Genomic DNA, 26215 nt, shown 5'->3' with positions numbered 1-26215 from the left:
AGACGAGGCCACTCGGGAGGTAGCTTTCTCAGCAGATCAGGCGACGACGGAGAGCTTCGCCTGATCGCCCTGCAGGCGATTGACCATGAAGTTCGAGTACCATTCGAGGAACTGCATCACGCCGCCCTCATGCAGCATCGAATAGGGGCCGGGCTCGTAGGCCGGCGAGTGGATGCCGAACGCATTCTCCTCGACGATACGGCGATCCTGATCGTTGGTCTCGGTCCAGACGTGGGTAAGTTCGGCCAGATCGTAATCCACACCCTCGACGGCATCCTTGTGCACAAGCCACTTCGTCGTGACCGCGGTCTCGTTGGCGCTGAGCGGCAGCACCCGGAACGAAATCGCGTGGTCGCCGAGAATGTGGTTCCAGGTCGTCGGATAATGAAACAGCAGCATCGTGCCGATGCGATCAAGCGTCACGTCCTCCGAAAGGGGCAGCTTGACGGCGCGTTTGCCGGACATAGTGTAGCTCTCGGCATCCTCGATCAACGGCATGCGAGCCGCGCGGAACTGGCCATCCGGAGAAATCTGGAACTTGCTCGGCAGGCCTCCAGCCTCGCAGCGTGCCCAATGTCCAGCGATTTCCGGATCGTCGGCGCCGCCATCCGTGCCGGTGACGCTCGGCGCTTCCGGGTAGGTGCGGCAGAGTTCGGGGTGGTTGGCCGCGCAGTGATAGCACTCGCGGTTGTTTTCCCAGACAAGCTTCCAGTTGCCCTTTTCGATGATCGTGCTCTGGAAGGCGACCTTCGCCTCGCTCAGGCGATGCGGCAGCATATAGGGCGCAACCATGTCGCGGATCGGCTGGAAGTCCGGCGCGTTCTCGGCGAGACAGATGAAGATATAGCCGCCGAAGCTCTCGCAATGGACGGGCTTCAGGCCATAACCGGTCTTGTCGAAATCATCACCCATGTGACGGGCAAACGCGAGCTTGCCATCGAGATCGTAGGTCCACTGGTGATACGGGCACACGAGACGAACGGACGAGCCGTGCTCCTTGGTGCAGACACGCGAGCCACGGTGGCGACAGCTGTTGTGGAAGGCACGGATGACGTTGTCTCGTCCACGCACGATGACGACTGGATACTGGCCGATCTGGACCGTGAAATAAGCCCCGGCTTTCGGCAGCTCGCAATCGTGGCCCATGAAGAGCCAATCGCGGTAATAGATCATTTCCATATCGAGCTTGAAATAATCCTCGTCGATATAGAATGGCTGCTCGAGACTGAAGCCTTCCCGGCGGGCCTTGAGTTGCCGCAATACGTTGTTGCGAATATCCATCTGCACATCCTCGTATAGTTGGGCCGCCGCTTAGGTCAAAGGCGAGAGCCGCCGGAAGCTTCGCTCCCTCTCCGTCAGGAGATTTTCTTGAAGGGCATTTAACCACCGCCGGCCCGCTGCGCTTGGTTGTAAAGCGACATCGGCTTCGAAAATGACGACAGGCAGCAAAGGAGCCCGGAATCGGCTGCATCATTCCGCTTCCGCTTGCCTCGTTCCCGGCAACAAAGGTCAATTACGACATCAGCGCAAGCCAATTCACACTTGGGATTTCGACGTAGTGTTACCACCGCTGTCGCAATTGCGACCTAGCTACCTGGCCCTGATCTTGTCGATCCGCGATGGAGGCAGCGTTTAACACACCATTAAGCATGATTGCCTATCCTCGCCACATCAGACACGCATGCGGATACCTACCATGGCGAAGCTTCGCTATTTCGACGCCAGTAATAGCCTCAATGCCCGCAACGCGACGCCGGCGGCTTCGCATTCGGAATTCCTGCGTACCGGTAAGATCACGCGGACGCGGGCGCACTGGCTCGCCGAAGAACGGCGCTATCTCACGCATGACGAAGTCGCCGAGAGGACCGGCCGCACGCTGGAGAATGCCGGCGAAAAGACGCATCAGAATATCAACGGCTTCCACCGCTCGATCCAGTTTCCGAAGATGCTGTTCCATCGGACGCTGCGGGACAGCCCGCATCTCGGCTACTGCCACGTAACGGCGTCGCGGACGAAATTCGCCCGCTACGAGGAGGTCAGCTGGGCCTTCTACATCGCGAATTTCTACGCCGACATCGGCGACAACGACAATTTCTTTGACAGGATCGATGTCAAATATTCGCGCATGTACTTCGCGGTCGCCATCAAGCCTGGCGAACACACACCGGAAAAGATGACGATCGACCGCTCGGTGCGGGGCAACGGCATACTTTTCCGCACCGACGATCCGCAGGTCGCCATCAAGAACGTACTTCTACTTGGCGCGCGCAACGAACAACTGCGCGAGATCATCCGCCAGCTCTGATATTGATCCTGTCGCCGGGAAAGCATAAGGACTGCCGGACAGCAATCCGGGCAGCGCATGGCACGATCGATCGACATCACGAAGGACAGGCAAGAGGCCATCAAGGTCGGTTGCGCGGTGCTTAGCGAAGGGTTTCCGATCGCGATCCCGACGGAGACGGTGTACGGCCTCGCCGCCGATGCCACAAACCCGGTGGCGATCGCCCACATCTACGAGACCAAGGGCCGCCCGCGCTTCAACCCACTGATCTGCCATATGGCCGATCTTGCCATGGCCGAAGACTATGCGGAGTTCGACCCGGTTTCACGCGCGCTGGCCGAAGCCTTCTGGCCCGGCCCGCTGACGCTCGTGCTGCCGCTGAAGCCCCGAAGCGCCATTCATTCCCTGGCGACCGCAGGTCTCGAAACGGTCGGTATCCGCGTTCCGAAGGGCTTTGCCGGCGAGCTGATCGGCGCCTTCGGGCGACCGCTCGCAGCGCCCAGCGCCAACACCTCCGGCAAAATCAGCGCGACCAGCGCCGACCATGTCGATGCCGATCTCGGCGAGCGCATCAGGCTGATCCTCGATGCCGGTGCGAGCGCCGTCGGTGTCGAGTCGACGATCGTCAAGGTCGAGGATGGCAAGGTCAGGCTGCTCAGGCCAGGCGGTTTGCCAGCCTCGGAGATCGAACGCGTGGCCGGTCAAAAGCTTCTGCGATCCCGGAAAGCGTCCGCAGCCATCGAGGCACCAGGAATGTTGGCGTCCCACTACGCTCCGGGTGCAACTGTCCGACTGGACGCAACCCACGTCGATGCTGGCGAGGCGTTGATTGCGTTTGGCAAGACCGCAGTTGCCGGCGCCGATGATGCCAGGATCGTTCTCAACCTCAGCCACGACGGCGATCTTGCGGAAGCGGCGGCGAACCTGTTCGACTATATGAAGAGAGCCGATGCCAGCGGCGCTGTGACGATCGCCTTCTCGACCATTCCCGACGAGGGACTTGGCGAGGCCATCAACGACCGGCTGCGCCGGGCCGCCGCCCCACGAGAATAACAAGAAGGACCGAGTTTCGATGAGCAGCGTTTCCCCCGAACTTCTCGACCGTTTCACCGCCATCGTCGGCGAGAAACATGCCCTCCGCAGCGAAGCGGATCTCGCGCCGCATCTCATCGAAAACCGCGGCCTCTACCATGGCTCCTCGCCTCTCCTGCTGAAGCCGGGCTCCGTCGAAGAGGTGTCGGCAATCCTGAAGCTTGCGAGCGAAACCGGCACCGCGGTGGTGCCTCAGACGGGCAACACCGGCCTCGTCGGCGGCCAGACCCCGCGTGAAGGCAAGTCCGATATCATCATCTCGCTCGAACGCATGAACAAGGTTCGCGATGTCGATCCGGTTGCCAACGTTCTCGTCGCCGATGGCGGCGCGATCCTTGCCGAGGTGCAGAAGGCGGCAGAAGCGCATGGCAGGTTGTTTCCGCTATCGCTTGGGTCCGAGGGGTCGTGCCGGATCGGCGGCAATCTCTCGACCAATGCCGGCGGCACGGCCGTGCTTGCCTACGGCAACATGCGCCACCTCTGCCTCGGCCTCGAGGTGGTGCTGCCGACCGGCGAGATCTGGGATGGGCTGCGCCGCCTGAAGAAGGACAACACCGGCTACGACTTGCGCGACCTCTTCATCGGCGCCGAAGGCACGCTCGGCATCATCACCGGCGCGGTGCTGAGGCTCTTTCCGCAACCGCTCGGCAAGCAGGTTGCATTCGCCGGGCTCAATTCGGTCGAGGATGCGCTTGCGTTCTTCAACCTTGCGTCCAGCCTCTGCGGCACCTCGCTCACCGGTTTTGAGCTCATGCCGCGTTTCGGCGTCGAAATCACCGCGCGCAATATCGAGGGCGTACGCGATCCGTTAGAGTCGGCGCATCCCTGGTACGTGCTCGTCGATATTTCCACGTCCGACTCCGCCGAGACGGCCGAGCGGATGATGACGGCGCTGCTCGAACAAGGCTTCGAGGCCGGGTTGGTTCAAGACGCGGCGATCTCCTCTTCCGTCGCTCAGCAGAAGGCGCTCTGGCATATGCGCGAAAGCATGTCGGAGGCGCAGAAGCCGGAGGGCGGATCGATCAAGCATGATGTTTCCGTGCCGGTTTCGGCAATCCCGGCCTTCATGCATGAGGCCGGCGAAGCCGTCATGGCTGCGATGCCGGGCGCCCGCATCTGCGCGTTCGGCCACATGGGCGACGGCAATATTCATTACAACATTTCCCAGCCCGTCGGCGCGGACAAGCAGGCTTTCCTTGAGCGCTGGCACGAGATGAACCATATCGTCCATGGTTTCGTCCTGGCACATGGCGGATCGATTTCCGCCGAGCATGGGATCGGCCAGCTGAAACGTGATGAGCTGGCATCGATCCGTCCGGCGATCGAAATGGAACTGATGCGCAGGATCAAGCGCTCCTTCGACCCGGCCGGCATCATGAATCCCGGAAAGGTCGTCAACGTCGACTAGAGGAGGTCGCTGCTAAGGCGGTCAGCCCGATGTGCCGCCGGTCAGAATGCTGAGCGCCGGTGAGTTGTTGGAATTGTTCTGCAGGTCATACATTGCGGTGAACCGCTTCAACAGCTTGTCGACCTTCTTCGAATCCTGAAGGTCGTCGAGATTGACGAACTTCTTCAGAAGATCGACCTGCTTCTCGACATCCATGCTGGAAATACCGCTCGGCAGGCTGAAGGTGGTTGTGATGACCTGGAACAACGCCTTGTCCCCGAGGATGCTGTAGAGCGAGGTTATGTCGGGAGCCTTGCGGGCGAAATAGAGAGCAAGACGCACGCCGTCGTTGCTTTCACCCTGCTGCGTTTCGAGAGTCTGCTGAAGATAGTTCGTCTGGGTCCGATCCTCGGCGCCGACATTCTGAACGGCGCCGATCTTGGCGCGTGTCAGGTCTCCGGCGGTATCGAAGTTAAAGTCGGCAACGATTTCCTTGAACTTGGAGTCTGCCTTTGTATTCAGATAGCTCTTGGAATCGGACGGATCCGACGTGAAGATCTTCCGCAAGGTTTCGTCGTCGTACTTTTTCGGATCGAGACCGTTCGCCTTCAGCACGAAGCTGGTCAGCTTGTCGTTCTTCAGGAAATCATCAAGCGACTTCACCTCGGCCATGCCTTTGGCGAAATCATCGACGGCCTTCGTCGCGTCCTTCGAAGCCTTGTCCTTGATCGAGCCGTCGTCCATTCCCAAGGTGGCACGCGACTTGTAGTTCGTCGCATACTTGGCCATGACGGCGGGTGACAGTGCCTGTACTTCCGACGTGATCTTGCCGTCGCTGCCGAAGTTGAAGGCGCGGACGAGATTGGTGATGCGCTCGTCCTTGAACGAGGCGACATAGCCGTTCGGATCATAGGGGTCGCTCTTCAGCAACTTGCGCAGTGTCGAACGCGGCACGTCCTGCTCCGTCAGCCCGTAGGCGCGCAGCGCCATCTGATAGGGATCCGGCAAGCCATCGTTGCTGTTGTCGAGATCCGCCGTCGCGTTGGAGCGGAGGAAATCGTCCACTTTCTTGATGTTGTCGTCGCTCATCCGCTCCTTGTAATTGGCGACGGCCGCGTCCATGGCCTCTTGTTGTGCGTCGTCATAGCGGACCGAATAGCTGTCGGTGGTGTTCATCAGTTGTTCGGCGCTTTGCGGACCGGAGGCGGCCGCGGCCGAGCCATCGGCAGCAAAACTGAAGCCTGCGTTGACATTGCTGAAGCCCTGAGCGGCAGCGAAGCTGGGATCAATCAAGATGTTCTTGAGATCAGCATCACTGATATTGGCCGGCATCTGGTAGACCGACTTGATAAAGCTGGTCAGCTTCGTATCCGCGATCAACTGGTCGACATTGGAAATCGTGCCGATCGTGCTCTGGAAGTAATCGAGGTTGGAGCGCGCGCCTGAACTGGTCACGCGCGCCTGAGCGGAGGTCTGCGCATTGACGTCATCCGGTACGCTGCCATCTGCCTGGAAGTTGAAAGCCGAATGGACCGCATCATAGCCAAGGCTGGCGGCATAGGTTGCGTCGGTGAGAACGCTCTTGAGATCGGCATCGCTGAAGGTCTGCGGTATGCCATAGGCATCCTTGATATAGCGCGTCAGCCCTGCGTCGGCGACGAGATCGTCGACGTTGGTGATGTTAACGATCGTGGACTGGTAGTAGCTGGTCGCCGAGGCGGCCAGGTCGCCCATGGTCTTTATCTGATCGGGCGTCTGCGCCGTGTAGGACGCCGCCGCGCCGTTGATCGTCCCGTCGGAATTGAAGTTGAACGCCTGATTGGCTTCGCTGAGATCCAGAGACGTCGCGTAGCTGGCATCGGTCAGCACGAGTCTCAGCGCTGCGGTGCTGAAATCCTGAGACATGCCGAAGGCCGTCTTGATGTAGGACGTTAGGCGGCTGTCAGCGAGAAGATCGTCGACGCTGGTGATCGCTCCGATCTTGGACAGGTAGTAGGCTTTGTTGTAGTCCGCTGCGGCAGGGGTGACGATCGACGGAACAGTCAAGTTGTACTGTTCCATGACGGCGTCCTTTTGGGCAGCGGTCTGCGCCGCGCCATTGACAGTGCCATCGGCATTAAAACTGAATTGCGCAGCAAGCGCCTGATATTTTTCGTTGCCGTTGACGTTCACGAAGCTGTTCGGATCGTTGACGTCGCTGGTTAGAACCTGCGTCAAGAAGTCATTGGAGACGTATGTAGGATCAATGCCGTAGGCCTTGAGGACATAGGTACGGACACGGCTGTCACCGACGATATCCGAGACATCCTGCGCTGCATCGATCGCATTGCCGTAGTAGTCGGTCTCCGTCGCCGCATTCTTGCTCTCGTCGGCAAAGGACTGCGTGTAGAGGCCGATCAGATCGTCTTCCTGCGCGTCGCTTTGCGCATCCGCTGCCGGCGAATTGAAGTTGAACGCGGCGGCAAATTCCTTGTAGCGCGTATCGGTCAGCTTGTTGGCGAAGCTGCCGGCATCGGTCAGATCACTCTCCAGGACTTTCTTCATGAAGGCCTTGGCGTAGGTCATGTCGTCGAGGCCATAGGCCTTCATCGCATAGCTGTAGAGCCTGTAGTTGCCGAGGAAATCGTCGACGTCTTTGACCTTGTTGATGTTGTCCTTGTAGTAGTCGGCGTCGCGCTTGACCGTGGCCTGGGAGGCAACGCGATCGAGGCTCTGCTTCATGTTCCCCGACACTATGTTGTAGGCCATCGAAGCAGAGATCATAACACGCCCTTTTCCGGCAAAGTCTTCAAAGTATGACAGAGTGGTTCTGCGCCATTTTGCGATAAAAAGCTTACCCGAGACTTACCCATCTTGCGTTGCAATATGAGACAGCCGGCGTTCACCCTCCGGAAACCTTGCCGGCTTCGGTTTTGATAACCATCCAGGGAGGCAAAGTTTTCTTAACCGCGATTTTTAAGCTGTCTCGAACAGGCGGCGCCTATTGTCGAGCCATAGAGGGCGAAAAGCCCCGAGGAGAAGACCGGAAACCGGCTCTCAGGTAAGACAAGGGTAGAATGAACATGAACAACACCGTTATGAAGCCCGTATGGGCTGGAACGACACTGCGTCTCGATCCGTCTCGCTTTCCCCAACAGGTCAGCTACGCCATCCACGACTCCACAAGTGACGTCAGCATAACGATCGACGAACGTGGCGCTATCCTGCGCAAGGTTCTCCCCTCGAGCGGCCTGCCGCTTTCGATCGCACTTCCCAAGCGCGCCTTCAAGGGCGTTGCCGCCCGCGCCATCGACCATGGCAACGGCGAGGTCACCGTAACCCTGGAGCTTCACCACGAAGATCCGGAGCTCTGCGTACCCCTTCTGGTCGCTCACGACCTGGCGGATATTGCCGCCGACTGGCGCAGCTGGTCGGAAGCCTTCCGCATTCCGATGCTGATGGTCGAGGCAGATGGCATTGCCCGTCCACTGGAAGAACATCTCGGCGACCTGCGGACCAGCGCATTGAAGCCGCGCCGCCGCCACTCCTACTTCGCCAACCGCCGCCCGCGCTTCCTCGTGCGTCGCACGACAGGCAAGCTCGGCGTCGCCATGAAGATCGAAGGCAAGGAAATCATCGCCCGCAGCTGAGCGGGGCGATCTGCCAAAACCGAAAACCCGGCCATTGTGCCGGGTTTTTCGTCTTGGTCTTCCGTATCTTGGCCTAAGGCAAGACAAAGAGCAGCGACAAGAAAAGGCCGGCAAAGATGATCAGTCCGACGCGATTGTTGGATTTGAACAGGGCCAGGCATTGCTCGCCGTCGTTGATATCCAGCGTTACGATTTGCCACGCAAACATACCGGCGGCAATGAGCAGGCCGAGATAGGCGAACAGTCCGACACCTGCCGCCAGGAAGGCGCAGAAGGCGAGCACGAGGGTCAGACCATAGAGGCCGACGAGCCACTGTTTCGTCTTGTCGCCGAACAGCCGCGCGGTGGAACGAACGCCGATCAGTTCGTCGTCCTCCTTGTCCTGATGGGCGTAGATGGTGTCGTAACCGATCGTCCAGACCACCGAGGCGACGTAGAGGAAAATAGGCGCCAGCGAGAGGCTCCCGAAAATCGCGGCCCAGCCCATCAAGGCACCCCAGGAGAAGGCAAGGCCAAGGAAGAACTGCGGCCAATCCGTAAAGCGCTTGGCAAAGGGATAAAGTGCCACAATGGCGAGCGAGAGGACGCCGAGGATGACGGCAAACCAGTTCAACTGCAGCACGACCAGCAGCCCAACCAGCGCCTGCAGGACGATGAACGCCTTGGCCTGGGTGCGCGTCACCCGACCCGACGGCAGCGGCCGCGAACGAGTTCGCGCCACTTCCATGTCGATCTTGTGGTCGACGAGATCGTTGTATGTGCACCCTGCCCCGCGCATCGCGACTGAACCGATGAAATAGAGAAGGAGATGGAAAACCAGCTGGCCGCCAGAAAACTGGCCGAGAGTGGCTGCGGCATTGGCAGCCATTGTCGCCGACCAGAAGCAAGGCCACATCAAGAGCTGCCAACCGATCGGCCGATCCCAGCGCGCAAGCTGCGCATAAGGCCAGAGCCACGGAGGCAAGATCCGGTATACCCAGTTGTTCGAAGGCGCATCCGCAACGCGCCCGTTTATTCCGCCGATCTGTTGCATGACGCCATCTAGCGATCGGTCAAGGCGCGGGTCAAGCCGTCATGCGGCCGCAGCGCCAAACTCTACAGACCCCTGCTCGCCGGAAAGGTAGATGCGGGCAAGCGCAACCGCAGCGTAGCTGACGCTGAGCGCCTGAAGGAATGCCGCAATCGCCGAGATTGCAAGCATAACGACGTTCGGCTTTCCATCGATCAGCAGCAATGGCGAGATCGAAAGGTGAGACGCCAGCACAACAAGCAGGATCGACAAAACCGCTGGCAGAACGATCGCGGCGATCAGACGACCTAACGTCGACACCAGTCGCGAGACGCCGCGTCGGAGCGCATCCAAAAGCGATGTGCCGACACCGGTAATGCTTGAGACCGGCCAGGTTCCAAACAACGACAGCACCAGTGCATAGGCGATCAGCGCAGCGAAGGTGTAAATCAGCACGCTTGCCGATATGTCCAATCCCGACGGCAAGAACATGAAGATCGGCAGGGAGATCCCGAGCGCAGCAATCAACAGCGCCAGCGTCTTGAGGAAATAGGGAAACGTCCTTCCGAAGCCTGCACGCTTTCCGATCTCGGCGAATGACCAGGAGTAGATCACCGCGCCCTGGACGCACATAGCGAGATAGCTCCACATGAACGTCGTCGCGCCACTCGACGTCGTCTTGCCCGAAACTTCGTCGAATACCGCAATCGCCACGACAGCAATGACGACGACCAGATACATGGACCAGTTTCTGCCGATAATGCCGAACGTCTCGCGTAGCATCCCGCCTTCCCCCTTGTGCTTCTGGGTACGCACTCAATCTGAGTCGAGACTGCTCGTCAAAGTCGTATTCCTAGATGCCGTTCCAGCGCCGGATGACCGGCTCCGTCAGGTCGTGCTCGTAGCCGAGAACGCTGATGCTCGTCGTGTCCAGAATGAACCGCGCCCCGTCCGCCGGCGGCAACCCGAGCCAGCGGGCCCCGAGGACGCGCAGGAAGTGCGAACTGGAGAAGATCAGGATGGCGGCATTGGCCTGCCGCAGTTCCACGATGATCCGGTCAGCCCGCGCACCAACGTCGTTCGCCGCCTCGCCGTTCGGGCAGCCGTCGCGAAACAGCTGCCAGCCTGGTCGGGTCGCATGAATTTCCTTGCTGGTGACGCCCTCGTAGTCGCCATAGTCCCATTCAGCCAGATCGTCCTTGACAATCGCGCCAACTCCGAAACCGGCAAGTTCGCAGGTGTTGCGGGCGCGTTGCGACGGGCTCGACCAGACGGCCGCGAAGCTCTTGCCCGCAAGACGTGGACCGACCTGACGCGCGGCCACCTCGCCGTTTTCGGTGAGCGGGATATCACTGCGGCCAGTGTGTCGTCCGGACAGGCTCCATTCGGTTTCGCCGTGACGGACAAGATAGATTTCCGGAAGGGTGTTTGCCATTGCCATCAGGCTCCGAAATTGAAAGGGCGCGGTCCTTGCCGCGCCCTTTGATCTGGGTCAGAGAATGACCTTTTCGAGCGGCGGACGCGTCGCCTCGAATTCCTTCAGCTTTGCCTCGTTCGCCGCGATGTAGTCGCGATTGTCGGGGGTCGAATACTGGTTCTTGGAAATCTGGATCTGCATGACGAATAGTTCGTCCCAGCGGAAGCCGATCTCGGATCCGGCGAGATAGAACTCCCACATACGGAAGAATTGCTCGTCGTAGAGCGCGACCGCGTCGGCCTTTCGCGCGACGAAGCGGTCGCGCCAGTGGCGCAATGTGTAGGCGTAATGCAGCGGTAGCACTTCGACATCGCGAACCAGCAGCCCCGCACTTTCGATGAACGGCAGCGTCTCGCCGATCGACGGGATATAGCCCTGCGGGAAGATATACTTCTCGATGAAGGCATTGGTCGCGAAACTCGGCTTCGGACGCGCAATCGAGTGCAGCACCATGACGCCGTCATCGGCAAGAAATTCATGCACCTTCTTGAAGAACTTGCCGAAATTGCCGATGCCGACATGCTCGAACATGCCGACCGATACGATCCGGTCGAACTTCCTGCCGGTCATCGTGCGGTAATCCTGCAGCTCGAAGCGCGCGCGATCGGCAAGGCCGCGCTTCTGCGCACGCTCCCGCGAGATCTTCAGCTGCTCCTTGCTGAGCGTGATGCCGGTGAGCTCCAGCCCTGGCGTGGATTCCACCAGGTACATGCCCATGCCACCCCAGCCGGAGCCGATCTCCAGAACGCGCTGGTTCGGTTCGAGCAGAAGCTTCGCGGCGATGTGCCGCTTCTTGGCGACCTGCGCCTCCTCCAGGCTGATGCCGGGCGGGTTGTAGTAGGCACAGGAGTATTGCCAATCCTCGTCGAGAAAGAGTTCGAAGAGCTTTTCGGACAGATCGTAATGGTGGGCAACGTTACGTCTGTTGCGGTTGATCGGAATGCGGCTTTTCAGCTGCTGCAGGGCAATGCGTCCGATCAGTAGGGCCGCCATCGGGATATCGAAGATCTCGTTGGTGGTATTCTGTTTCACCATCGCCAGGAAATCGTAGATGTTGCCCTGTTCGAGGATGAACCGGCCCTCCATGAACATTTCCCCAAGTTTCAGGGTGGGGTCGCGGCGGATCAGCTGTTCCGCCTCTTCATCGGCCATGCGAACGACAACCAGTTCACCGGTGCCGTCGCCAACCATATGCGTCTCGCCGCTGGCGAGAGTCAGTCTCAGATTACCCTTACGGATGAGTTTTTGGACGATCGATAAGAAAGCCGACGCCATAAGCAAGGCCTCGCATTGTGACAGGATGGTCCAATCAACTTAGTACCTCTCTGCCGCCTTACAAGCGCCGTATTTCACACCTCGGCAACATGGTCGCCAAAGTGTGACATTTTTGCAAATTCGATGGCTAAGCGCTTATTTTCGCTTCATCGCCTCGGCCAGCGCGGCGCCGAAAGCTCCCTGGCTCTCTGGCTTTGCCGGAGCCGAGCGGCGGTCGTTCTGACCACGGGACGGCTGATTTCCGCGCGACTCGCCACGCGGCGCCGGAGCCTGCGAACCGTCATCCTTTCGCATCGACAGGCCAATGCGCTTGCGCTTGGCATCGACCTCGACGACGCGAACCTTCACCACGTCGCCCGCCTTCACGACTTCATGAGGATCTTTGACGAAGCGATCGGCAAGCTGCGAGACATGCACCAAGCCATCCTGATGGACGCCGATATCGACGAAGGCGCCAAAGGCCGCGACGTTGGTGACCGTACCTTCCAGCATCATCCCAGGCACCAGGTCGGAAATCTCATGGACGCCTTCTGCGAAGGTCGCGGTTTTGAAGCTCGGGCGTGGGTCGCGGCCAGGCTTTTCCAGTTCGGCGAGAATGTCCTTCACCGTCGGCAGGCCGAATTTCTCGTCGATGAACTGGCGCGGATCGACGGCCTTAAGGGCAGCGCTGTCGCCCATCAGCGAACGTAGGTCGCGGCCACAGGCAGCGACGATCTTCTTGGCGACACCGTAGGCTTCCGGGTGAACCGAGGAGGCGTCAAGCGGCTCCTTGCCATCGCGAATGCGCAGGAAGCCAGCGCATTGTTCGAAGGTGCGCTGGCCAAGACGGGCGACCTTCAGCAGGTCACGGCGGCTCTCGAAGCGGCCTTCGCTGTCACGGTGTTTGACGATCGCCTCGGCGATCGAGGCGCCCAGGCCGGAGACGCGCGACAGCAGCGGCGCGGACGCGGTGTTGAGATCCACACCAACGGCATTCACCGCGTCTTCGACAACGGCGTCGAGCGAGCGCGACAGTTTCTGCTGATCGACGTCGTGCTGATACTGACCGACACCGATCGACTTCGGTTCGATCTTGACGAGCTCGGCCAGCGGATCCTGCAAACGACGGGCGATGGAGACGGCACCGCGCAACGACACGTCGAGGTTCGGGAACTCAAGCGCCGCTGTTTCGGATGCGGAATAAACCGAAGCGCCGGCTTCCGAGACGATCACCTTGGTCGGCTTCGGTGCGGGCAGATCGGAGAGCATGTCGGCGACGAGCTTTTCCGTCTCGCGGCTGCCGGTACCGTTGCCGATCGAGATCAGTTCGACATTGTGCTTGCGGATCAGCGAGGCGAGCTCCAATTGGGCGCCGCGCACGTCGTTTCTCGGTTGGAACGGATAGACGGTCGAAGTTGCGACGACTTTGCCTGTTGCGTCGGTGACGGCAACCTTGACGCCTGTGCGGATGCCCGGATCGAGGCCCATCGTGGCGCGCGAACCGGCAGGGGCGGCCAGCAACAGGTCTTTGAGGTTGCGGGCGAAGACATGAATCGCCTCTTCCTCGGCGCGTTCACGCAGCTCGCGCATCAGGTCGAGCGACAGCGACATGGAGAGTTTGACGCGCCAGGTCCAGCTCGCCACCTCCATCAGCCAGCGATCGCCGGGACGGCTGCTGCCGATCTCGTAGGCGGCGGCGATCATGCGCTCGACCGGCTTGTTCGGCGATACGGTCTCGGCATCGGCCTCGATTGTCAGCGTCAGCACTTCCTCGTTCCAGCCGCGCAGCATGGCAAGCGCGCGATGGCCGGGCGCCGTCGCCCAGCGCTCGGAATGATCGAAATAGTCGGAGAATTTTTCGCCCGCAGCCTGCTTGCCGTCGACGACCTTCGCCTTCAGCAAGGAAGCACTGCGCATGTGGGCGCGCAGCTTTCCAAGCAGGTCGGCGTTTTCCGAAATACCTTCGGCGACGATGTCGCGTGCGCCTTCAAGCGCCGTCTTCACATCAAGCACATCGGCGCTGATAAAGCCTTCCGCCAGCGTCGCGGGCTCCTTTGAGCGATCCGCGAGGATGGCTTCGGCCAACGGTCCAAGGCCACGTTCGCGGGCGATCTCGGCGCGGGTGCGGCGCTTTGGCTTGTAGGGGAGATAGAGATCCTCAAGCTCGGCCTTGGTGCCCGCCTTGGCGATCTTCGCCATCAGCTCGTCGGTCATCTTGCCTTGGCCGTTGATGGACTCGACAATCGTGTCGCGGCGGGCTTCCAGTTCGCGCAGATAGACCAGCCGCTCGGCCAGATTGCGCAGCTGGGTATCGTCCAGCCCACCCGTCACTTCCTTGCGGTAGCGGGCGATGAAGGGCACGGTCGCCCCCTCGTCCAGCAGCTCGATCGCAGCCTTGGCCTGATCCGGCCGGGCGTTGATTTCGGAAGAGATGACAGCGGCGAGCGAACGAAGATCAGCGGCCATGGGAGTTCCTGCGTTTCACAAAAGTCGCGGGACAATAGCGACGGAAAACGGCAAGGCAATGCCCGACGTTGCTATCCACAGCAACATAGCACGGATGGCGGCCGTTTTTGCGGTTGTGCAGATGCGCCATTCTTTGCTAGCAGAGGCGACCGTTTTTAGCCCCGCCTTTGTGGCGCCTTCCCTGGGGAAGGCAAGGAAAGTGACATGCCAGATCTGCTCCTAGAACTCCGCTCCGAAGAGATCCCGGCCCGCCTGCAGCGCAAGGCTGCCGGCGACTTGAAGAAGCTCGTCACCGATGCGCTGGTCGAGGCAGGACTTTCCTACGAGGGTGCGCGCGAATACTGGACGCCGCGCCGGCTGACGCTCGACATCCGCGGTCTGACGGCGCGCTCCGCCGACGTGCGCGAAGAGAAGAAGGGCCCCCGCACCGACGCCAACGAAAAGGCGATCGAAGGCTTCCTGCGCGGCGCCGGCCTGTCTTCCGTTTCCGAGGCGCAGATCCAGAGCGACCCGAAGAAGGGCGATTTCTACATCGCTATCATCTCCAAGCCGGGTCGCGCCGCCGAAGAGATCATCAGCGATGTCATGCCGGGCATCATCCGCGATTTCCCCTGGCCGAAGCCGATGCGCTGGGGCGCGGCTTCCGCTCAGCCGGGCTCGCTGCGCTGGGTCCGGCCGTTGCAATCGATCGTCTGCACGTTCGGCACTGAACACGAAGAGACTGTCGTCATTCCGTTCTCGATCGACGGCATCGTCGCCTCCAACGTGACTTACGGCCATCGTTTCCATGCGCCCGGCGCCATCACCGTCAAGCGTTTCGGCGATTACATCGCGAGCCTCGAAAAGGCCAAGGTGATCCTCGATGGCGAACGCCGCAAGGACATCATCCTCCACGATGCCCGTGACGTCGCTTTTGCGAACGGCCTGGAGCTGGTCGAGGACGAAGGGCTGCTCGAAGAGGTGTCAGGCCTCGTCGAATGGCCCCAGGTGCTGATGGGCAGCTTCGAGGAAGACTACCTCTCGATTCCGGCGGAGATCATCCGCCTGACGATCAAGACGAACCAGAAGTGTTTCGTGACCCGGCCGGTTGGCGGCGACGCACTGTCGAACAAGTTCATCCTCGTCTCGAACATCGAGGCCAGCGACGGCGGCAAGGAAATCATCCACGGCAACGGCAAGGTCGTGCGCGCGCGCCTCTCTGACGCGTTGCACTTCTGGAAGCGCGACCAGGGCGATCTTCCAGATCTCGAAACGCTCGAGGCTTCAGCAAAGAAATTCGGTCTCGACCTCAAGAAGCCGCTCGACCAGCGCATGGCGAAGCTCGATGCGCTCGGTGTGACGTTCCATGCCAAGCTCGGCACGCAGGGCGAGCGGGTGGAGCGCATCCGCGCCATGGCCGCAAAGGTCGCATTCCCTCTCGGCGCCGATTACAAGCTGGTCGACAGGGCCGTCGTGCTTGCCAAGGCCGACCTGCGCACCGAGGCTGTCGGCGAGTTTCCGGAACTGCAGGGTGTCATGGGGCGCAAATATGCCGCTCTTCAGGGCGAGGACGCAGTTGTCGCGACTGCGATCGAGGAGCATTACAAGCCGCAGGGACCATCCGACCAGTTGCCGCAGGACAAAGTTGCGATCACCGTGGCGCTTGCCGACAAGCTCGACACGCTGATCGGCTTCTGGGCTGTAGACGAGAAGCCGACCGGCTCGAAGGATCCATTTGCACTGCGCCGCGCAGCCCTTGGCGTCATCCGCATCCTGCTGGAGCGCCGCGTGCGCCTGACGCTGTTGCCGCGCATCACGAGCCACATGGGCCGCATCGATACGGATATCGGCAAGGCCGTTGACGACAACGACCTGTCGCGCCAATTCGACCTTCTCTCCTTCTTCCACGATCGCCTGAAGGTCTACCTCCGCGATCAGGGCGCACGCTACGATCTTATCGATTCCGTCCTGACCCCTGAAACGGACGACCTGCTGATGGTGGCTCGCCGCGTCGAAGCGCTGACGGCTTTCATCACCTCGGAGGACGGCAAGAACCTGTTGGTGGGCACCAAGCGCGCCACACAGATCCTGGCTGCTGAAGAAAAGAAAGGCACGGTCGTCGCTGACGGTGTTTCGGAAAATCTGTTCCGACTCGACGCCGAGAAGCAACTGTTCGCGGCAATCACCAAGGCTTCCGCCGAGGCATCCGCTGCCGTAGAGAAGGAAGACTTCCGCTCGGCCATGGAGGCGCTCTCGAAGCTTCGCGCGCCGGTCGACAGCTTCTTCAACGACGTGCTTGTCAACGACGAAGACGCCGCCATTCGCGCCAATCGTCTTGCCCTGCTGCGCCTGATCCGTGAAGCAACCGGGACTGTCGCCGACTTCTCGAAGATCTCCGGCTAAGCCCCAGGCATCCGCGCGTCAGGTTTGACATGCGGATGGCGCCCTAACCTCCGGCGTCATCTGCAGAATTTCGCCTATTCAGATTTTGATTCAAGGACGGAATTCCGCTGGCATCAGTTCGCGATACCGAGCGTGACGGCAGCGAGAACCGCGTAGCGGGTGGTCTTCGCGATGGTCACAAGTAACAGGAACATCGGGAACGGTTCGCGCAGGACGCCGGCTACAATGGTGATGGGATCGCCGATAACGGGCACCCAGCTCAGCAACAGCGACCATTTGCCATAGCGGCGATACCAGCGCTGCGCCTTGTCGAGCGCAGGCTGGCGGATGGGAAACCAGCGTTTGTCGCGGAACCGCTCGATTCCGAGCCCGAGCAGCCAGTTGATGGTCGACCCAAGGACGTTGCCTATCGTTGCCACCAAAATCAGCGCGAAGACCGGATGCTGGTTTGCCAGGATAAGCGCGATAAGGCCGGCTTCCGATTGCATCGGGAAAATCGTCGCTGCTGCAAAGGCCATCAGGAAAAGGCCGGTATAGACCGCAAGATCGGTCATGAATTATTGGCGCCAATGCATCGCCGCACCCAATTCCCCTTCATCGCGCCAGATAGCGGGCTGGAACTATCACGTCCTTGGGGCTATGCCAAAGCCATGAACAAGATTCTCGTCAGCGCCTGCCTCATGGGACATGCCGTCCGCTATGACGGCCAGTCGAAGCCGCTCGCCCATCCGGCGATCGCGCGCTGGATCGAGGAAGGGCGGCTGGTGACCATCTGTCCCGAGATGTCCGCCGGAATGCCGGTGCCGCGTCCGCCGGCCGAAATCGAGGGCGGCGCCACCGGCGAGGATGTGCTTGATGGCACCGCCCGCGTCGTCGAGATCACCGGCGGCGACGTGACCGACGAGTTCAAGCAGGCAGCCGAAAATGCGCTTGACCTCGCCACCGAGGCCGGCTGCCGCTATGCGTTGCTGATCGATGGGAGCCCCTCATGCGGCTCGGGTTTTGTCTATGACGGCACGTTCTCCGGAAACAAGCACACGGGGAACGGCGTGACAGCGGCTTTTCTGAGGAGGGCCGGCATTGCCGTCTACTCCGACCGCGATATCGAGGCCCTGGTCACACGGCTCGATGCCGACGAGGCCAACAGCGCCACCTGAAACTACCTAGCGACCTCCATGTAAAAAACGGCCGCCGGATCGCTCCGACGGCCGTTCATTTGTATTGCTGCCTACGCTCAGGCGGCGCGGCGAACCTGCGTGCTGTAGTCTTGGCTGTTGCCGACGCGGAAACCGCGGATGAGGTTGAGAAGCTCGTCGGTGTCGGTTGCCAGCGACTCGGCCGACGCAGTGGTTTCCTCCGCCATTGCGGCGTTCTGCTGGGTCGCGGCGTCGAGCTGGTTCATCGACGAGGAGATAGAGCGCAGCGTCGTATCCTGCTCGGAGGCGCTGTGGGCGATCTTGGCAACGATCTCGTTGGCGGCCTTGATCTGGTCGGAGATGCGCTTGAGCGCCTCACCGGCTTCGCCGACCAGGCGAACGCCCTGATCGACCTGACCTGACGAGCGGGCGATCTGATCCTTGATCTCCTTGGCGGCGGCGGCCGAACGCTGCGCCAGTTCGCGGACTTCCTGAGCAACGACCGCGAAGCCCTTGCCGGATTCGCCAGCGCGGGCGGCTTCGACGCCGGCGTTCAGCGCCAGCAGGTTGGTCTGGAAGGCGATGTCGTCGATGACGCCGATAATCTTGCCGATCTCGGCCGACGACTTCTCGATACCGCTCATTGCTTCGATCGCTTCGGAGACAACCGCATCGCTGCGGCTCGCCTCGCCGCTGACGGCCTCGACGCGCTTGCTCGCTTCATGGGCGCCTTCGGCGGTCTGACGAACGGCAACGGTCAGCTCGTCGAGCGCTGCCGAGGTTTCCTCGAGGCTCGCGGCCTGACGCTCGGTGCGCTGCGACAGATCGTTGGAGGCGCGACGGATCTCTTCCTTGCTGACGGCGATGTCGCCGCCCTTGGCGCTGACCTTGGCCATCGCCGCTTCGAGGTGCGATAGCGCGTCGTTGAAGTTGTCGCGGAGGGCTGCGTACTTCTGACCGAGATCGGCGCAACGCACCGTGAGGTCGCCGCGTGCGATCTGCTCCAATGCCTGGCCGATGGTCGAGACGACGTGGTTCTGGGCGACCGTTTCCTCGCGCTGCAGGCGCTGACTGTTTTCGCGTTCGCCGTCGAGGGCCATCTGCTGGGCAGCCTCGCGCTCGGACATAGCGTGACGTTCCTTGACCTTCTGCTGCAGCGACTGCGTCGCCTTTGCCATCATGCCGACTTCGTTGTTCATGTCGGCATGCGGGATTGCAAGCGCGACGTTCTCGTCGGCAACCGCTTCCAGCGCCTGATGCACATCCTGCAGCGGCTTGGAGATGCCGCGGATGAAATAGAAGGCGGCAGCGATACCGGCGACCGCGATGATCGCGCAGGCAATGAGCGCCTTCCAGATCGCCTCATTGATCTGCGCCTGCAGGTCGTCGAGGTAGACGCCGCTGGACACGACCAGCTGCCAAGGCTCGAAGGCGGCCGAGTAGGAACCCTTCTCGAACAGCTTGTCGTCAGGCTGGCCGGGTTTGCTCCAGTAGTAGATGGTGCGACCGCCGCCGGCCCGACCCTTGGCGACCATGTCCTTGCTGAAATAAGTGCCGTTCTGGTCCACCTGCCCGCCCATGTTCTTGCCGATATTGTCCGGCTTCGGGTGGAAGCGTTGGACGACGTCGTAATCGTAGCCGAACAAGTAGCCAGCCGGTTCGAACTTGACCTTGGAGAGAACCTTGAATGCTTCGGCCTGCGCGGCCTCATGCGTCATCTCGCCTGACTTTTCACGCTGGTAGTAGGAGTCGAGAATGGAGATCCCGGACTGAACCTGCGCACGCAGAAGGTCGAAGCGGTCGTCGTAGATCGCCTGCGAGGTCGTTTTGATCTGGAAATAAGTGGCGATGGCGAAGGCTGCCATGAGCACGCCCACAAGGGCGAACAGTTGATGAGCAATCTTAAGCTTTTTCATGAATGTCTCGCGAAAACGGTGGGTTCGGCAATTCCGGATCGGTGAACTCCCGACCTCTGCGCTGACCCGCGCTTGGCGACGACAACATGCGTCTTCCGGCCTGGTCGTTAGAATTAGAGTGAAGGAATTAACAATTGCCAAGTGATGAACGCCTGCAGGATTATCAAATGTAATCAGTGCATTCTTGCAGTCCGCGGAGAGCTTGATTCATCCGTGCGCCCGAAAGTTGAAGTGCTTTCGCAAGGCTCGCCGCACGGTTTTCCGAGGCCGATGGTTGAGCTATATTTCTGACATGGCTGAGCCTTCGTATGCCTTCGGTGAATTCGTTCTCGATCCCGGCCGCGGCCTGCTGCGGAACGGGCGGGTGGTCCCGCTTGGCCAACGCGGCATTGCCCTTCTTGAAGCGTTACTTAAAGGCCGCGGCGGCGTTGTTTCCAAGGATGCGTTGATGGAGCGCGTCTGGCCCGGAATTGCCGTCGAGGAGAGCAACCTGACCGTCCAGGTCGCCGCGCTGCGCAAGGCGCTTGGGCCGGCGCCCGATGGGCAGGAATGGATCGCGACGGTGCCGCGCACCGGCTACCGCTTCATGCCGACAACCGTGGAGGCGAAAGCGGCTGCGACCCAGGAGCTGCGGCCGGCACTCGCAGTCCTGCCCTTCAGCAATCTCAGTGGCGATCCGAGGCAGGATTATTTTGCCGACGGGATCGTCGACGAAATCATAGCGGCCTTGAGCCGGTTCCGAAGCTTTGCCGTGATCGCCCGGGACTGTTCCTTTGCCTATAGGGGAATGGATGTGCGAAAGATTGCCGCCGAACTCGGCGTCCGCTACGTGCTTGAAGGGAGCATCCGCCAGTCGAGCAATCGGCTCCGTATCGTGGCAGAACTCGTCGAAGGTCAAGGCAGAACACATATGTGGGCGCAGACCTTCGATGGCACCCTGGACGAGATATTCGATTTTCAGGATCGCATCACCGAACGCGTCGCGACGCTGATCGAACCGCTGATACAGACAGCCGAGATCGAGCGATCACGGCGCGAGCGGCCGGGAAGCGTCGCCACCTACGACATCTACCTGCAGGCACTGGCGAAGATCTCGACGGAAATTGAAAGCGACAACGCGGCCGCCTATGCCCTTCTCATGCAGGGGCTCGCGGTCGAGCCGGACAACGCGCAGCTGCTTTCCCATGCTGCATGGGCACTCGAGCATCGCTACACGATGGGCTGGCCGGCGCTCACCGACGACGATGTGCGTGCATGTGCCGCGCTGGCCCGGAAGGCGCTGGAGCATGGCGCGGGTGACGCCATGGTCATGGCCCATTGCGGCGTCGCCTTGATGCAGACGGTGAAGGACTATGATTGGGGGCTCGCGGTTTTGCAGGCGGCCGCCGAATCCAATCCCAACAATCCGATGGCGGTTGTCAGGGCGGGCGTCGGGCATCTTCATTGCGGCGACATCAGCGATGCGCTCAGCCACTTCCACAGGGCCAATCGGCTAACGCCCGGCGATCGGGGCGCACATTTCTCGCTTTGCGGTATCGCGCATGCCTATGTCGTCCTTGGAGAGTACGATCAGGCCGTCGCGTGGGCGTCGAGGGCGCTTGCCAGCAATCCGAATTTCGAAGCTACTTTATGGGTCCTCATTGCTGCGAGCGCGCATCTCGGGCGCATGGAGGAAGCCCATCGTCATCTTGCAGCGTTGAGACGACTGACGCCCGACATCACGATCGAGCGCATCCGCGCCGGCCAGGCCAGCAAATATCCGGATCGCATCGCCGGCGTCCTCGACGGGTTGCGATTGGCGGGCGTTTCGGAGCGATAGATTCGGATTGTTTCGGAACTTTTCCGCGTGCGGTTCAGGACCGGAACACCGCAACCAGCAGAGACTGCTTCCACTGCAAAACCGCAAGTGGGAGACGGCAATGATTACGACACTGACCATCCTTTCCCTCGATCAGGGACGCATTTATTCCCCTCAGCCGGAACCCAGTGCCGACTTGGCCCCTGACGAAAGCGAAGCAGGAGTGGCGGCCGTCAGGCACGGTACCAAACAGCATCTGCGCTGGTTGAATGCTTCGACCGGATGGCAGGCACTTACACGTCTGCTTGTCCCGACCTTCGGAAGCACCCCCGTTCGGCAAGGCGCACTAGAAACGAAAAATGCGCCCCTGCTTCTCTCAGGGACGCATTTTATCCACCGCGGGGGTGGACCCCGGTCGACCGAAACCTTGGTCAGGCTGGGGCAGGGAACTGGAAATCAGGGCCGAAGCTCGAACTTAGAAACGTCGAGCGGCGTCATTTGTTCCTTCGGCGCAGCTCCCAGGCCCGCCGCGATCGGCTTGACGTCGCCACCGATAACCGCCGCCGTCGTCGAGGCACGGTCAATGTTGTCGGCCGGCTGCTTGGCGGCTGTCATGGACTCGGTTGGGGCCTTGGTTACGAAAACGACCGGCGAGCCACCCATCCAGCCTTCGGTGCGATAAAGCTTCTTCTGGCCATCGACATCGCGAATTTCCGAGGATTGCAGCGAGCCGGGCGCGAGCGTCGGGACCGTGTAGTCCTTCTTGCGTTCGACGGTTTCAAGCGGTGGGCAGGTTTGGCAGCTTTCCTGGCTGATGCTCCCGCCATCGGTATGCGCGTCCTTGCCGACCACCTCGATCGAGGAGGCACAGGCAGAACCTGCCGCAAACACAGCTATCGCACCCAAGAGAACCTGACGCATGGAACACTCCGTCTCACGTTGAGAGGAGATTAGCGCGGCTTTGTTTCCATCCCGTCAGGGGAAAGGGTAAAAATTTAGAGAACTGACCCGATTTCGGGTTTGCTCACGCCTTTTCGCGTTCGATCGCGCGCCAGCCGATGTCACGGCGGCAGAAACCGTTGTCCCAATCGACCTTGTCGAGCAGCGTGTAGGCACGAACCTGCGCCTCGCCAACGGTCTTGCCTGTCGCGGTAACGTTCAGGACACGGCCGCCGGTTGCGACCAGTGCTCCATCCTTCAGGGCTGTGCCGGCGTGAAACACCTTGGCGCCCTCGCCTGCTTCCGGGATATGGCGGATGGAGGTGTTTTTGTCGTAGGGGCCCGGATAGCCCTTCGATGCCATGACGACCGTGAGGGCCGGATCATCCGTCCATTCGGCGGACACCTGATCGAGCGTGCCGGTGGCGGTAGCATGGAGGAGCGGTAGAAGATCGCTCTTCAGGCGCATCATCAGCACCTGGCACTCGGGATCGCCAAAGCGGACATTGTATTCGATAAGCTCGGGGCCCTTGGCTGTTATCATCAGGCCGGCGAAGAAGACGCCGGAAAAGGGATAGCCGCTCTCGGCCATGCCGCGCATGGTCGGCTCGATGATTTCCTTCATCGTGCGCTCGACCATCTCTGATGTCATCACAGGCGCAGGGGAGTAGGCGCCCATGCCGCCCGTGTTCGGGCCGGTGTCGCCCTCGCCCACCCGCTTGTGATCCTGGGCCGTTGCGAGCGGCAGGACATGCTTGCCGTCGCAGAGGCAGAAGAAGCTCGCCTCCTCGCCGTCGAGATAGGCTTCGATGACAACCTCGGCACCAGCCGCACCGAAGGCACCCTCGAAGCAGTCGTCGACGGCGGCGAGCGCCTCATCGACGGTCATGGCGACGGTCACGCCCTTTCCGGCAGCAAGACCATCGGCCTTGACGACGATCGGGGCGCCCTGCTCACGGATATAGGCCTTGGCCTTCGGAGCGTTGTTGAAGCGCTGGTAGGCGCCGGTCGGAATGTCGTAGCGGGCGCAGATATCCTTGGTGAAGCCCTTCGAGCCCTCGAGCTGGGCCGCCGCCGCCGACGGGCCGAAGACGGCGTAGCCTTCGGCGCGCAGCTTGTCGGCAATGCCGGCGACGAGCGGCGCTTCCGGGCCGACGACGACGAAGTCGATCGCCTTGTCCTTGCAGAAGGCGATGACGGCATCATGGTCGTCGACATTGAGGGCAATCAGGGTCGCATGCTCGGCGATGCCGGGATTGCCGGGCGCGGCGTAGAATTCCGTCATGAGAGGCGATTGCGCCAGCTTCCAGGCCAATGCGTGTTCGCGTCCGCCCGATCCGATCAACAGAACCTTCATGCCCGTCCCTTTCACGTTTCCGTCTGGCGGTTAAGGGGAGAGCGCCGAAAGGTCAAGCGAGAATGCTTGCCCGGGTCAAGCAGGAATGCTTACCGCTGGGCAAGCCGGATTGCTTCGCGGGGTCCTACCAGCCGCCACCGCCGCCACCGCCACCGCCGCCACCAGAGAAGCCGCCCGAGGAACCGCCACCGGAAAAGCCGGAGGATGAACTGGACGGCGGCGCCGGAATGGTGGACGCGATGGTTGAGGCCATCGACGAGGAGAAGCCGCCGATACGATCGGAAAAGTTGCCGCTGCCGAAATTGCCGGAATACCACGATGGGGCGTAAGCGGCCGCGGCGCCTGCCGCTGCTGCGGCAAGCCATGTCTCGAAGGCGCGCGACCAGGGCTTTTCAACGCCGAGCGCCACGGCATAGGGCAGCAGTTTCTCGAAATGCTGAGGCGACATCTGAGGCGCGCCCGCCATGTTCATGCGGTCCTTCTCGGCCAGCGTCATGTACTGGCGCAGACCGTCGATGCCGTCCATCAGCTTGGCACCGAGCGGGGTCGGCGCTCCCATGATGAAGACGTAGAGCAGGTTCAGGAGAATGATGCCGCCGATGGCAAAGAGCATCGGCGTTTCGTGGAGTTCGACCAGCGAGGAGAACAGCGCCAGTGCCAGTGACGACACGATGCTGAAGCCGATGAAGACGGCAAAGGCGATCGCGATCACGGACATGATCTTGGCGCCAAGCGATCTGCCCGGACGGAGTGACTTGGCGAAACCGGCAACGAAAACCGAGAGGAAGACGACAACGACGATCGGAATGATCATCAAGGCGATGGTATCGGGCTCCAGCGTTCCGAAGACGAAAAGGGCCACCAGTGACGCGGCGCTGAGCGCGATGCCGCCCGTCGTGTAGCCGGTATTCGCGTTGTAGTACTTGCCGCGGTGCTCGCGCTCGATGGCGGCGCGGAAGCTGTCGCCCACCGATTTCACCTTCGTTCCGTTAGCCTCGTCGATCGCCAGCGAGCCCTTGGTTCCCACTGCGTTGAGCAGGCTGGCTTCTCCGGCTTCCAGCCTTTCTTTGCCAACCGGCTTGTCGGTGCGACGAATGATGATCGAATTCTTGAGGTCGTCCAGCACGACATAGCCGCGCACCGCCAGATTGAGGGCAGTGGCCGACAGCGCCGTCCAGCCCTGGCCGGAGAAGCCACGATTGTCGATATAGTTCACCAGTGCCGGCGATATGCCGTCGGGCGGATCCCAGCGCGGCACCAGCACGCCGCGCGCCGGGTCACGGCCGACCTTCAGCCAGGAGCGCGTGTAGTAGAGGAAGACAAGAATGAGCCCGCCGAATCCGAGGAAGTAGTCGCGGTTGTCGCTCAGCCACCAGCGACGTTCATCGTCGGCACTCGGCGGATTGATCGAGCCCTTCGGCATCTTGACGGCGATCGTCAGTCCTTCCCCGGCATTGAGCGGCTGGGTCGTCGAAAACAGCAGTCGCGCCCCGCCGCCGGACACCTTCGCGTTCCTGTCGGTCGCGCCTTGGGGCCCTGTGAAGAAAGCCGTGTCGGTCGCATTGACACCGCCAGGCAGATTTACCGCGGCCGTCGCCGTCAGGATTGGGAAGATCCAGCCGTTGCCGGTGACATTCCAATAGAGTTCATCATGATCGTCGAAGTAGCGGATCTGGCGGTTGGTGCGGTAGGTGAAGACGTAGTCGTGGCGGCCGTAGCTCACGGTGACGTCTTCCGAGCCGGCATAGATGCGGATACCGCCGCTGATGGACTCGGTATGCCATGGCTCGTCGCGGCCATCGCGCTTCACCGATATGACGTCGAAATCGACGCGGCGGAGACGGCCTTCCGCATCCTGATAGGTCAACGGAAAATCGCGGAAGATACCGCGCCGGATACGATTGCCTTCGGCATTGACGGAGATCGTCTCCGTCACCGTCATCGCACCGCTCTTCTCAAGCGCGATGTCAGAGGTGAAGGCGTCGATCACCTCCGCAGCGATGGCGCCACGCCCCGCAAGCATCAGAAACAGAACGAAGCAAAGGCCGGAAAGCCGTCGGATCATCATACCCCTCGCCTGCGGCGCGCG

Annotated in this window: 19 protein-coding genes; 7 read left to right on the top strand and 12 right to left on the bottom strand. The window is 61.1% G+C overall.

What is annotated here, in order from left to right; all coding sequences use genetic code 11:
* Window positions 1–36: 36 nt before the first annotated feature.
* A complete protein-coding gene (locus tag FHX16_RS04585; RefSeq protein ID WP_259126640.1) occupies window positions 37–1281 on the bottom strand; it encodes an aromatic ring-hydroxylating dioxygenase subunit alpha in 1245 nt (414 codons plus the stop codon).
* A 415-nt stretch (window positions 1282–1696) separates the two neighbouring features.
* On the opposite strand from FHX16_RS04585, the gene FHX16_RS04580 reads away from it, so the two are divergent.
* The 3 genes from FHX16_RS04580 to FHX16_RS04570 are packed head-to-tail and all read left to right on the top strand — an operon-like array spanning window position 1697 to window position 4784.
* On the top strand, window positions 1697–2305 hold the full coding sequence (locus tag FHX16_RS04580; protein WP_183859950.1) for a DUF6656 family protein: 609 nt from the start codon (window positions 1697–1699) through the stop codon (window positions 2303–2305).
* A 57-nt stretch (window positions 2306–2362) separates the two neighbouring features.
* Entirely contained in the window at window positions 2363–3337 is a 975-nt protein-coding gene (locus tag FHX16_RS04575) for an L-threonylcarbamoyladenylate synthase (protein ID WP_259126637.1), read from the top strand.
* A gap of 19 nt (window positions 3338–3356) precedes the next feature.
* The gene (locus FHX16_RS04570; protein WP_259126636.1) at window positions 3357–4784 is read left to right on the top strand and encodes an FAD-binding oxidoreductase; all 1428 of its coding nucleotides are present in this window, start codon (window positions 3357–3359) and stop codon (window positions 4782–4784) included.
* Between the two features lie 21 nt (window positions 4785–4805).
* On the opposite strand, the gene FHX16_RS04565 is transcribed toward FHX16_RS04570, so the two are convergent.
* Window positions 4806–7526 (bottom strand): DUF1217 domain-containing protein, encoded by a 2721-nt coding sequence (locus FHX16_RS04565; RefSeq protein WP_183859955.1) that lies wholly within the window; start codon window positions 7524–7526, stop codon window positions 4806–4808.
* 299 nt (window positions 7527–7825) lie between these two features.
* Here FHX16_RS04565 and FHX16_RS04560 point away from each other — a divergent pair, with 299 nt between their 5' ends.
* Window positions 7826–8392: a DUF6101 family protein gene (locus tag FHX16_RS04560; RefSeq protein WP_016552966.1), complete on the top strand. Its 567-nt coding sequence runs from the start codon at window positions 7826–7828 to the stop codon at window positions 8390–8392.
* 73 nt (window positions 8393–8465) lie between these two features.
* On the opposite strand, the gene ubiA is transcribed toward FHX16_RS04560, so the two are convergent.
* The 5 genes from ubiA to FHX16_RS04535 form a co-directional block, all read right to left on the bottom strand.
* Window positions 8466–9425, bottom strand: a complete 960-nt coding sequence (gene ubiA / locus FHX16_RS04555) for a 4-hydroxybenzoate octaprenyltransferase (protein WP_183859957.1) — start codon at window positions 9423–9425, stop codon at window positions 8466–8468.
* Window positions 9426–9464: 39 nt separating this feature from the next.
* Window positions 9465–10184: a hypothetical protein gene (locus FHX16_RS04550; protein WP_183859959.1), complete on the bottom strand. Its 720-nt coding sequence runs from the start codon at window positions 10182–10184 to the stop codon at window positions 9465–9467.
* A 70-nt stretch (window positions 10185–10254) separates the two neighbouring features.
* Window positions 10255–10836: a histidine phosphatase family protein gene (locus FHX16_RS04545; protein WP_183859961.1), complete on the bottom strand. Its 582-nt coding sequence runs from the start codon at window positions 10834–10836 to the stop codon at window positions 10255–10257.
* A 57-nt stretch (window positions 10837–10893) separates the two neighbouring features.
* Window positions 10894–12153 carry a cyclopropane-fatty-acyl-phospholipid synthase family protein gene (locus FHX16_RS04540; RefSeq protein WP_183859963.1) on the bottom strand — a complete coding sequence of 420 codons (1260 nt, stop codon included), beginning with the start codon at window positions 12151–12153 and terminating at the stop codon, window positions 10894–10896.
* 135 nt (window positions 12154–12288) lie between these two features.
* Entirely contained in the window at window positions 12289–14598 is a 2310-nt protein-coding gene (locus FHX16_RS04535; protein ID WP_259126633.1) for a Tex family protein, read from the bottom strand.
* Between the two features lie 204 nt (window positions 14599–14802).
* On the opposite strand from FHX16_RS04535, the gene glyS reads away from it, so the two are divergent.
* Entirely contained in the window at window positions 14803–16980 is a 2178-nt protein-coding gene (gene glyS / locus FHX16_RS04530; protein ID WP_183859967.1) for a glycine--tRNA ligase subunit beta, read from the top strand.
* Between the two features lie 113 nt (window positions 16981–17093).
* Here glyS and FHX16_RS04525 read toward each other — a convergent pair whose 3' ends face one another.
* Window positions 17094–17534, bottom strand: a complete 441-nt coding sequence (locus tag FHX16_RS04525) for a YqaA family protein (RefSeq protein WP_183859969.1) — start codon at window positions 17532–17534, stop codon at window positions 17094–17096.
* 96 nt (window positions 17535–17630) lie between these two features.
* Here FHX16_RS04525 and FHX16_RS04520 point away from each other — a divergent pair, with 96 nt between their 5' ends.
* The gene (locus FHX16_RS04520) at window positions 17631–18137 is read left to right on the top strand and encodes a DUF523 domain-containing protein (protein WP_183859971.1); all 507 of its coding nucleotides are present in this window, start codon (window positions 17631–17633) and stop codon (window positions 18135–18137) included.
* A gap of 77 nt (window positions 18138–18214) precedes the next feature.
* Here FHX16_RS04520 and FHX16_RS04515 read toward each other — a convergent pair whose 3' ends face one another.
* Window positions 18215–20032 carry a methyl-accepting chemotaxis protein gene (locus FHX16_RS04515; RefSeq protein WP_183859973.1) on the bottom strand — a complete coding sequence of 606 codons (1818 nt, stop codon included), beginning with the start codon at window positions 20030–20032 and terminating at the stop codon, window positions 18215–18217.
* A 292-nt stretch (window positions 20033–20324) separates the two neighbouring features.
* Here FHX16_RS04515 and FHX16_RS04510 point away from each other — a divergent pair, with 292 nt between their 5' ends.
* The gene (locus FHX16_RS04510; protein ID WP_183859975.1) at window positions 20325–21851 is read left to right on the top strand and encodes a winged helix-turn-helix domain-containing protein; all 1527 of its coding nucleotides are present in this window, start codon (window positions 20325–20327) and stop codon (window positions 21849–21851) included.
* Between the two features lie 435 nt (window positions 21852–22286).
* Here the strand turns inward: FHX16_RS04510 and FHX16_RS04505 are convergent, their stop codons facing one another.
* The 3 genes from FHX16_RS04505 to FHX16_RS04495 form a co-directional block, all read right to left on the bottom strand.
* Window positions 22287–22751, bottom strand: coding sequence for a plant virulence effector HPE1-like domain-containing protein (locus FHX16_RS04505; RefSeq protein ID WP_183859977.1), 465 nt, complete (start codon window positions 22749–22751; stop codon window positions 22287–22289).
* 103 nt (window positions 22752–22854) lie between these two features.
* Complete coding sequence (purD, locus tag FHX16_RS04500) at window positions 22855–24126, bottom strand: phosphoribosylamine--glycine ligase (RefSeq protein ID WP_183859979.1); 1272 nt, start codon at window positions 24124–24126, stop codon at window positions 22855–22857.
* 124 nt (window positions 24127–24250) lie between these two features.
* On the bottom strand, window positions 24251–26191 hold the full coding sequence (locus tag FHX16_RS04495) for a DUF2207 domain-containing protein (protein WP_183860740.1): 1941 nt from the start codon (window positions 26189–26191) through the stop codon (window positions 24251–24253).
* Between the last annotated feature and the right edge of the window lie 24 nt (window positions 26192–26215).

The organism is Rhizobium sp. BK661, assembly GCF_024808825.1.
GTDB lineage: Bacteria > Pseudomonadota > Alphaproteobacteria > Rhizobiales > Rhizobiaceae > Rhizobium.
This window is presented reverse-complemented; position numbering and strand designations above follow the sequence as displayed.

What these genes read in the sequence shown, in the direction of transcription:
- FHX16_RS04585 (WP_259126640.1), bottom strand. Translation starts at nt 1,281, where the DNA reads ATGGATATTCGCAACAACGTATTGCGGCAACTCAAGGCCCGCCGGGAA.
- FHX16_RS04580 (WP_183859950.1), top strand. Translation starts at nt 1,697, where the DNA reads ATGGCGAAGCTTCGCTATTTCGACGCCAGTAATAGCCTCAATGCCCGC.
- FHX16_RS04575 (WP_259126637.1), top strand. Translation starts at nt 2,363, where the DNA reads ATGGCACGATCGATCGACATCACGAAGGACAGGCAAGAGGCCATCAAG.
- FHX16_RS04570 (WP_259126636.1), top strand. Translation starts at nt 3,357, where the DNA reads ATGAGCAGCGTTTCCCCCGAACTTCTCGACCGTTTCACCGCCATCGTC.
- FHX16_RS04565 (WP_183859955.1), bottom strand. Translation starts at nt 7,526, where the DNA reads ATGATCTCTGCTTCGATGGCCTACAACATAGTGTCGGGGAACATGAAG.
- FHX16_RS04560 (WP_016552966.1), top strand. Translation starts at nt 7,826, where the DNA reads ATGAACAACACCGTTATGAAGCCCGTATGGGCTGGAACGACACTGCGT.
- ubiA (WP_183859957.1), bottom strand. Translation starts at nt 9,425, where the DNA reads ATGCAACAGATCGGCGGAATAAACGGGCGCGTTGCGGATGCGCCTTCG.
- FHX16_RS04550 (WP_183859959.1), bottom strand. Translation starts at nt 10,184, where the DNA reads ATGCTACGCGAGACGTTCGGCATTATCGGCAGAAACTGGTCCATGTAT.
- FHX16_RS04545 (WP_183859961.1), bottom strand. Translation starts at nt 10,836, where the DNA reads ATGGCAAACACCCTTCCGGAAATCTATCTTGTCCGTCACGGCGAAACC.
- FHX16_RS04540 (WP_183859963.1), bottom strand. Translation starts at nt 12,153, where the DNA reads ATGGCGTCGGCTTTCTTATCGATCGTCCAAAAACTCATCCGTAAGGGT.
- FHX16_RS04535 (WP_259126633.1), bottom strand. Translation starts at nt 14,598, where the DNA reads ATGGCCGCTGATCTTCGTTCGCTCGCCGCTGTCATCTCTTCCGAAATC.
- glyS (WP_183859967.1), top strand. Translation starts at nt 14,803, where the DNA reads ATGCCAGATCTGCTCCTAGAACTCCGCTCCGAAGAGATCCCGGCCCGC.
- FHX16_RS04525 (WP_183859969.1), bottom strand. Translation starts at nt 17,534, where the DNA reads ATGACCGATCTTGCGGTCTATACCGGCCTTTTCCTGATGGCCTTTGCA.
- FHX16_RS04520 (WP_183859971.1), top strand. Translation starts at nt 17,631, where the DNA reads ATGAACAAGATTCTCGTCAGCGCCTGCCTCATGGGACATGCCGTCCGC.
- FHX16_RS04515 (WP_183859973.1), bottom strand. Translation starts at nt 20,032, where the DNA reads ATGAAAAAGCTTAAGATTGCTCATCAACTGTTCGCCCTTGTGGGCGTG.
- FHX16_RS04510 (WP_183859975.1), top strand. Translation starts at nt 20,325, where the DNA reads ATGGCTGAGCCTTCGTATGCCTTCGGTGAATTCGTTCTCGATCCCGGC.
- FHX16_RS04505 (WP_183859977.1), bottom strand. Translation starts at nt 22,751, where the DNA reads ATGCGTCAGGTTCTCTTGGGTGCGATAGCTGTGTTTGCGGCAGGTTCT.
- purD (WP_183859979.1), bottom strand. Translation starts at nt 24,126, where the DNA reads ATGAAGGTTCTGTTGATCGGATCGGGCGGACGCGAACACGCATTGGCC.
- FHX16_RS04495 (WP_183860740.1), bottom strand. Translation starts at nt 26,191, where the DNA reads ATGATCCGACGGCTTTCCGGCCTTTGCTTCGTTCTGTTTCTGATGCTT.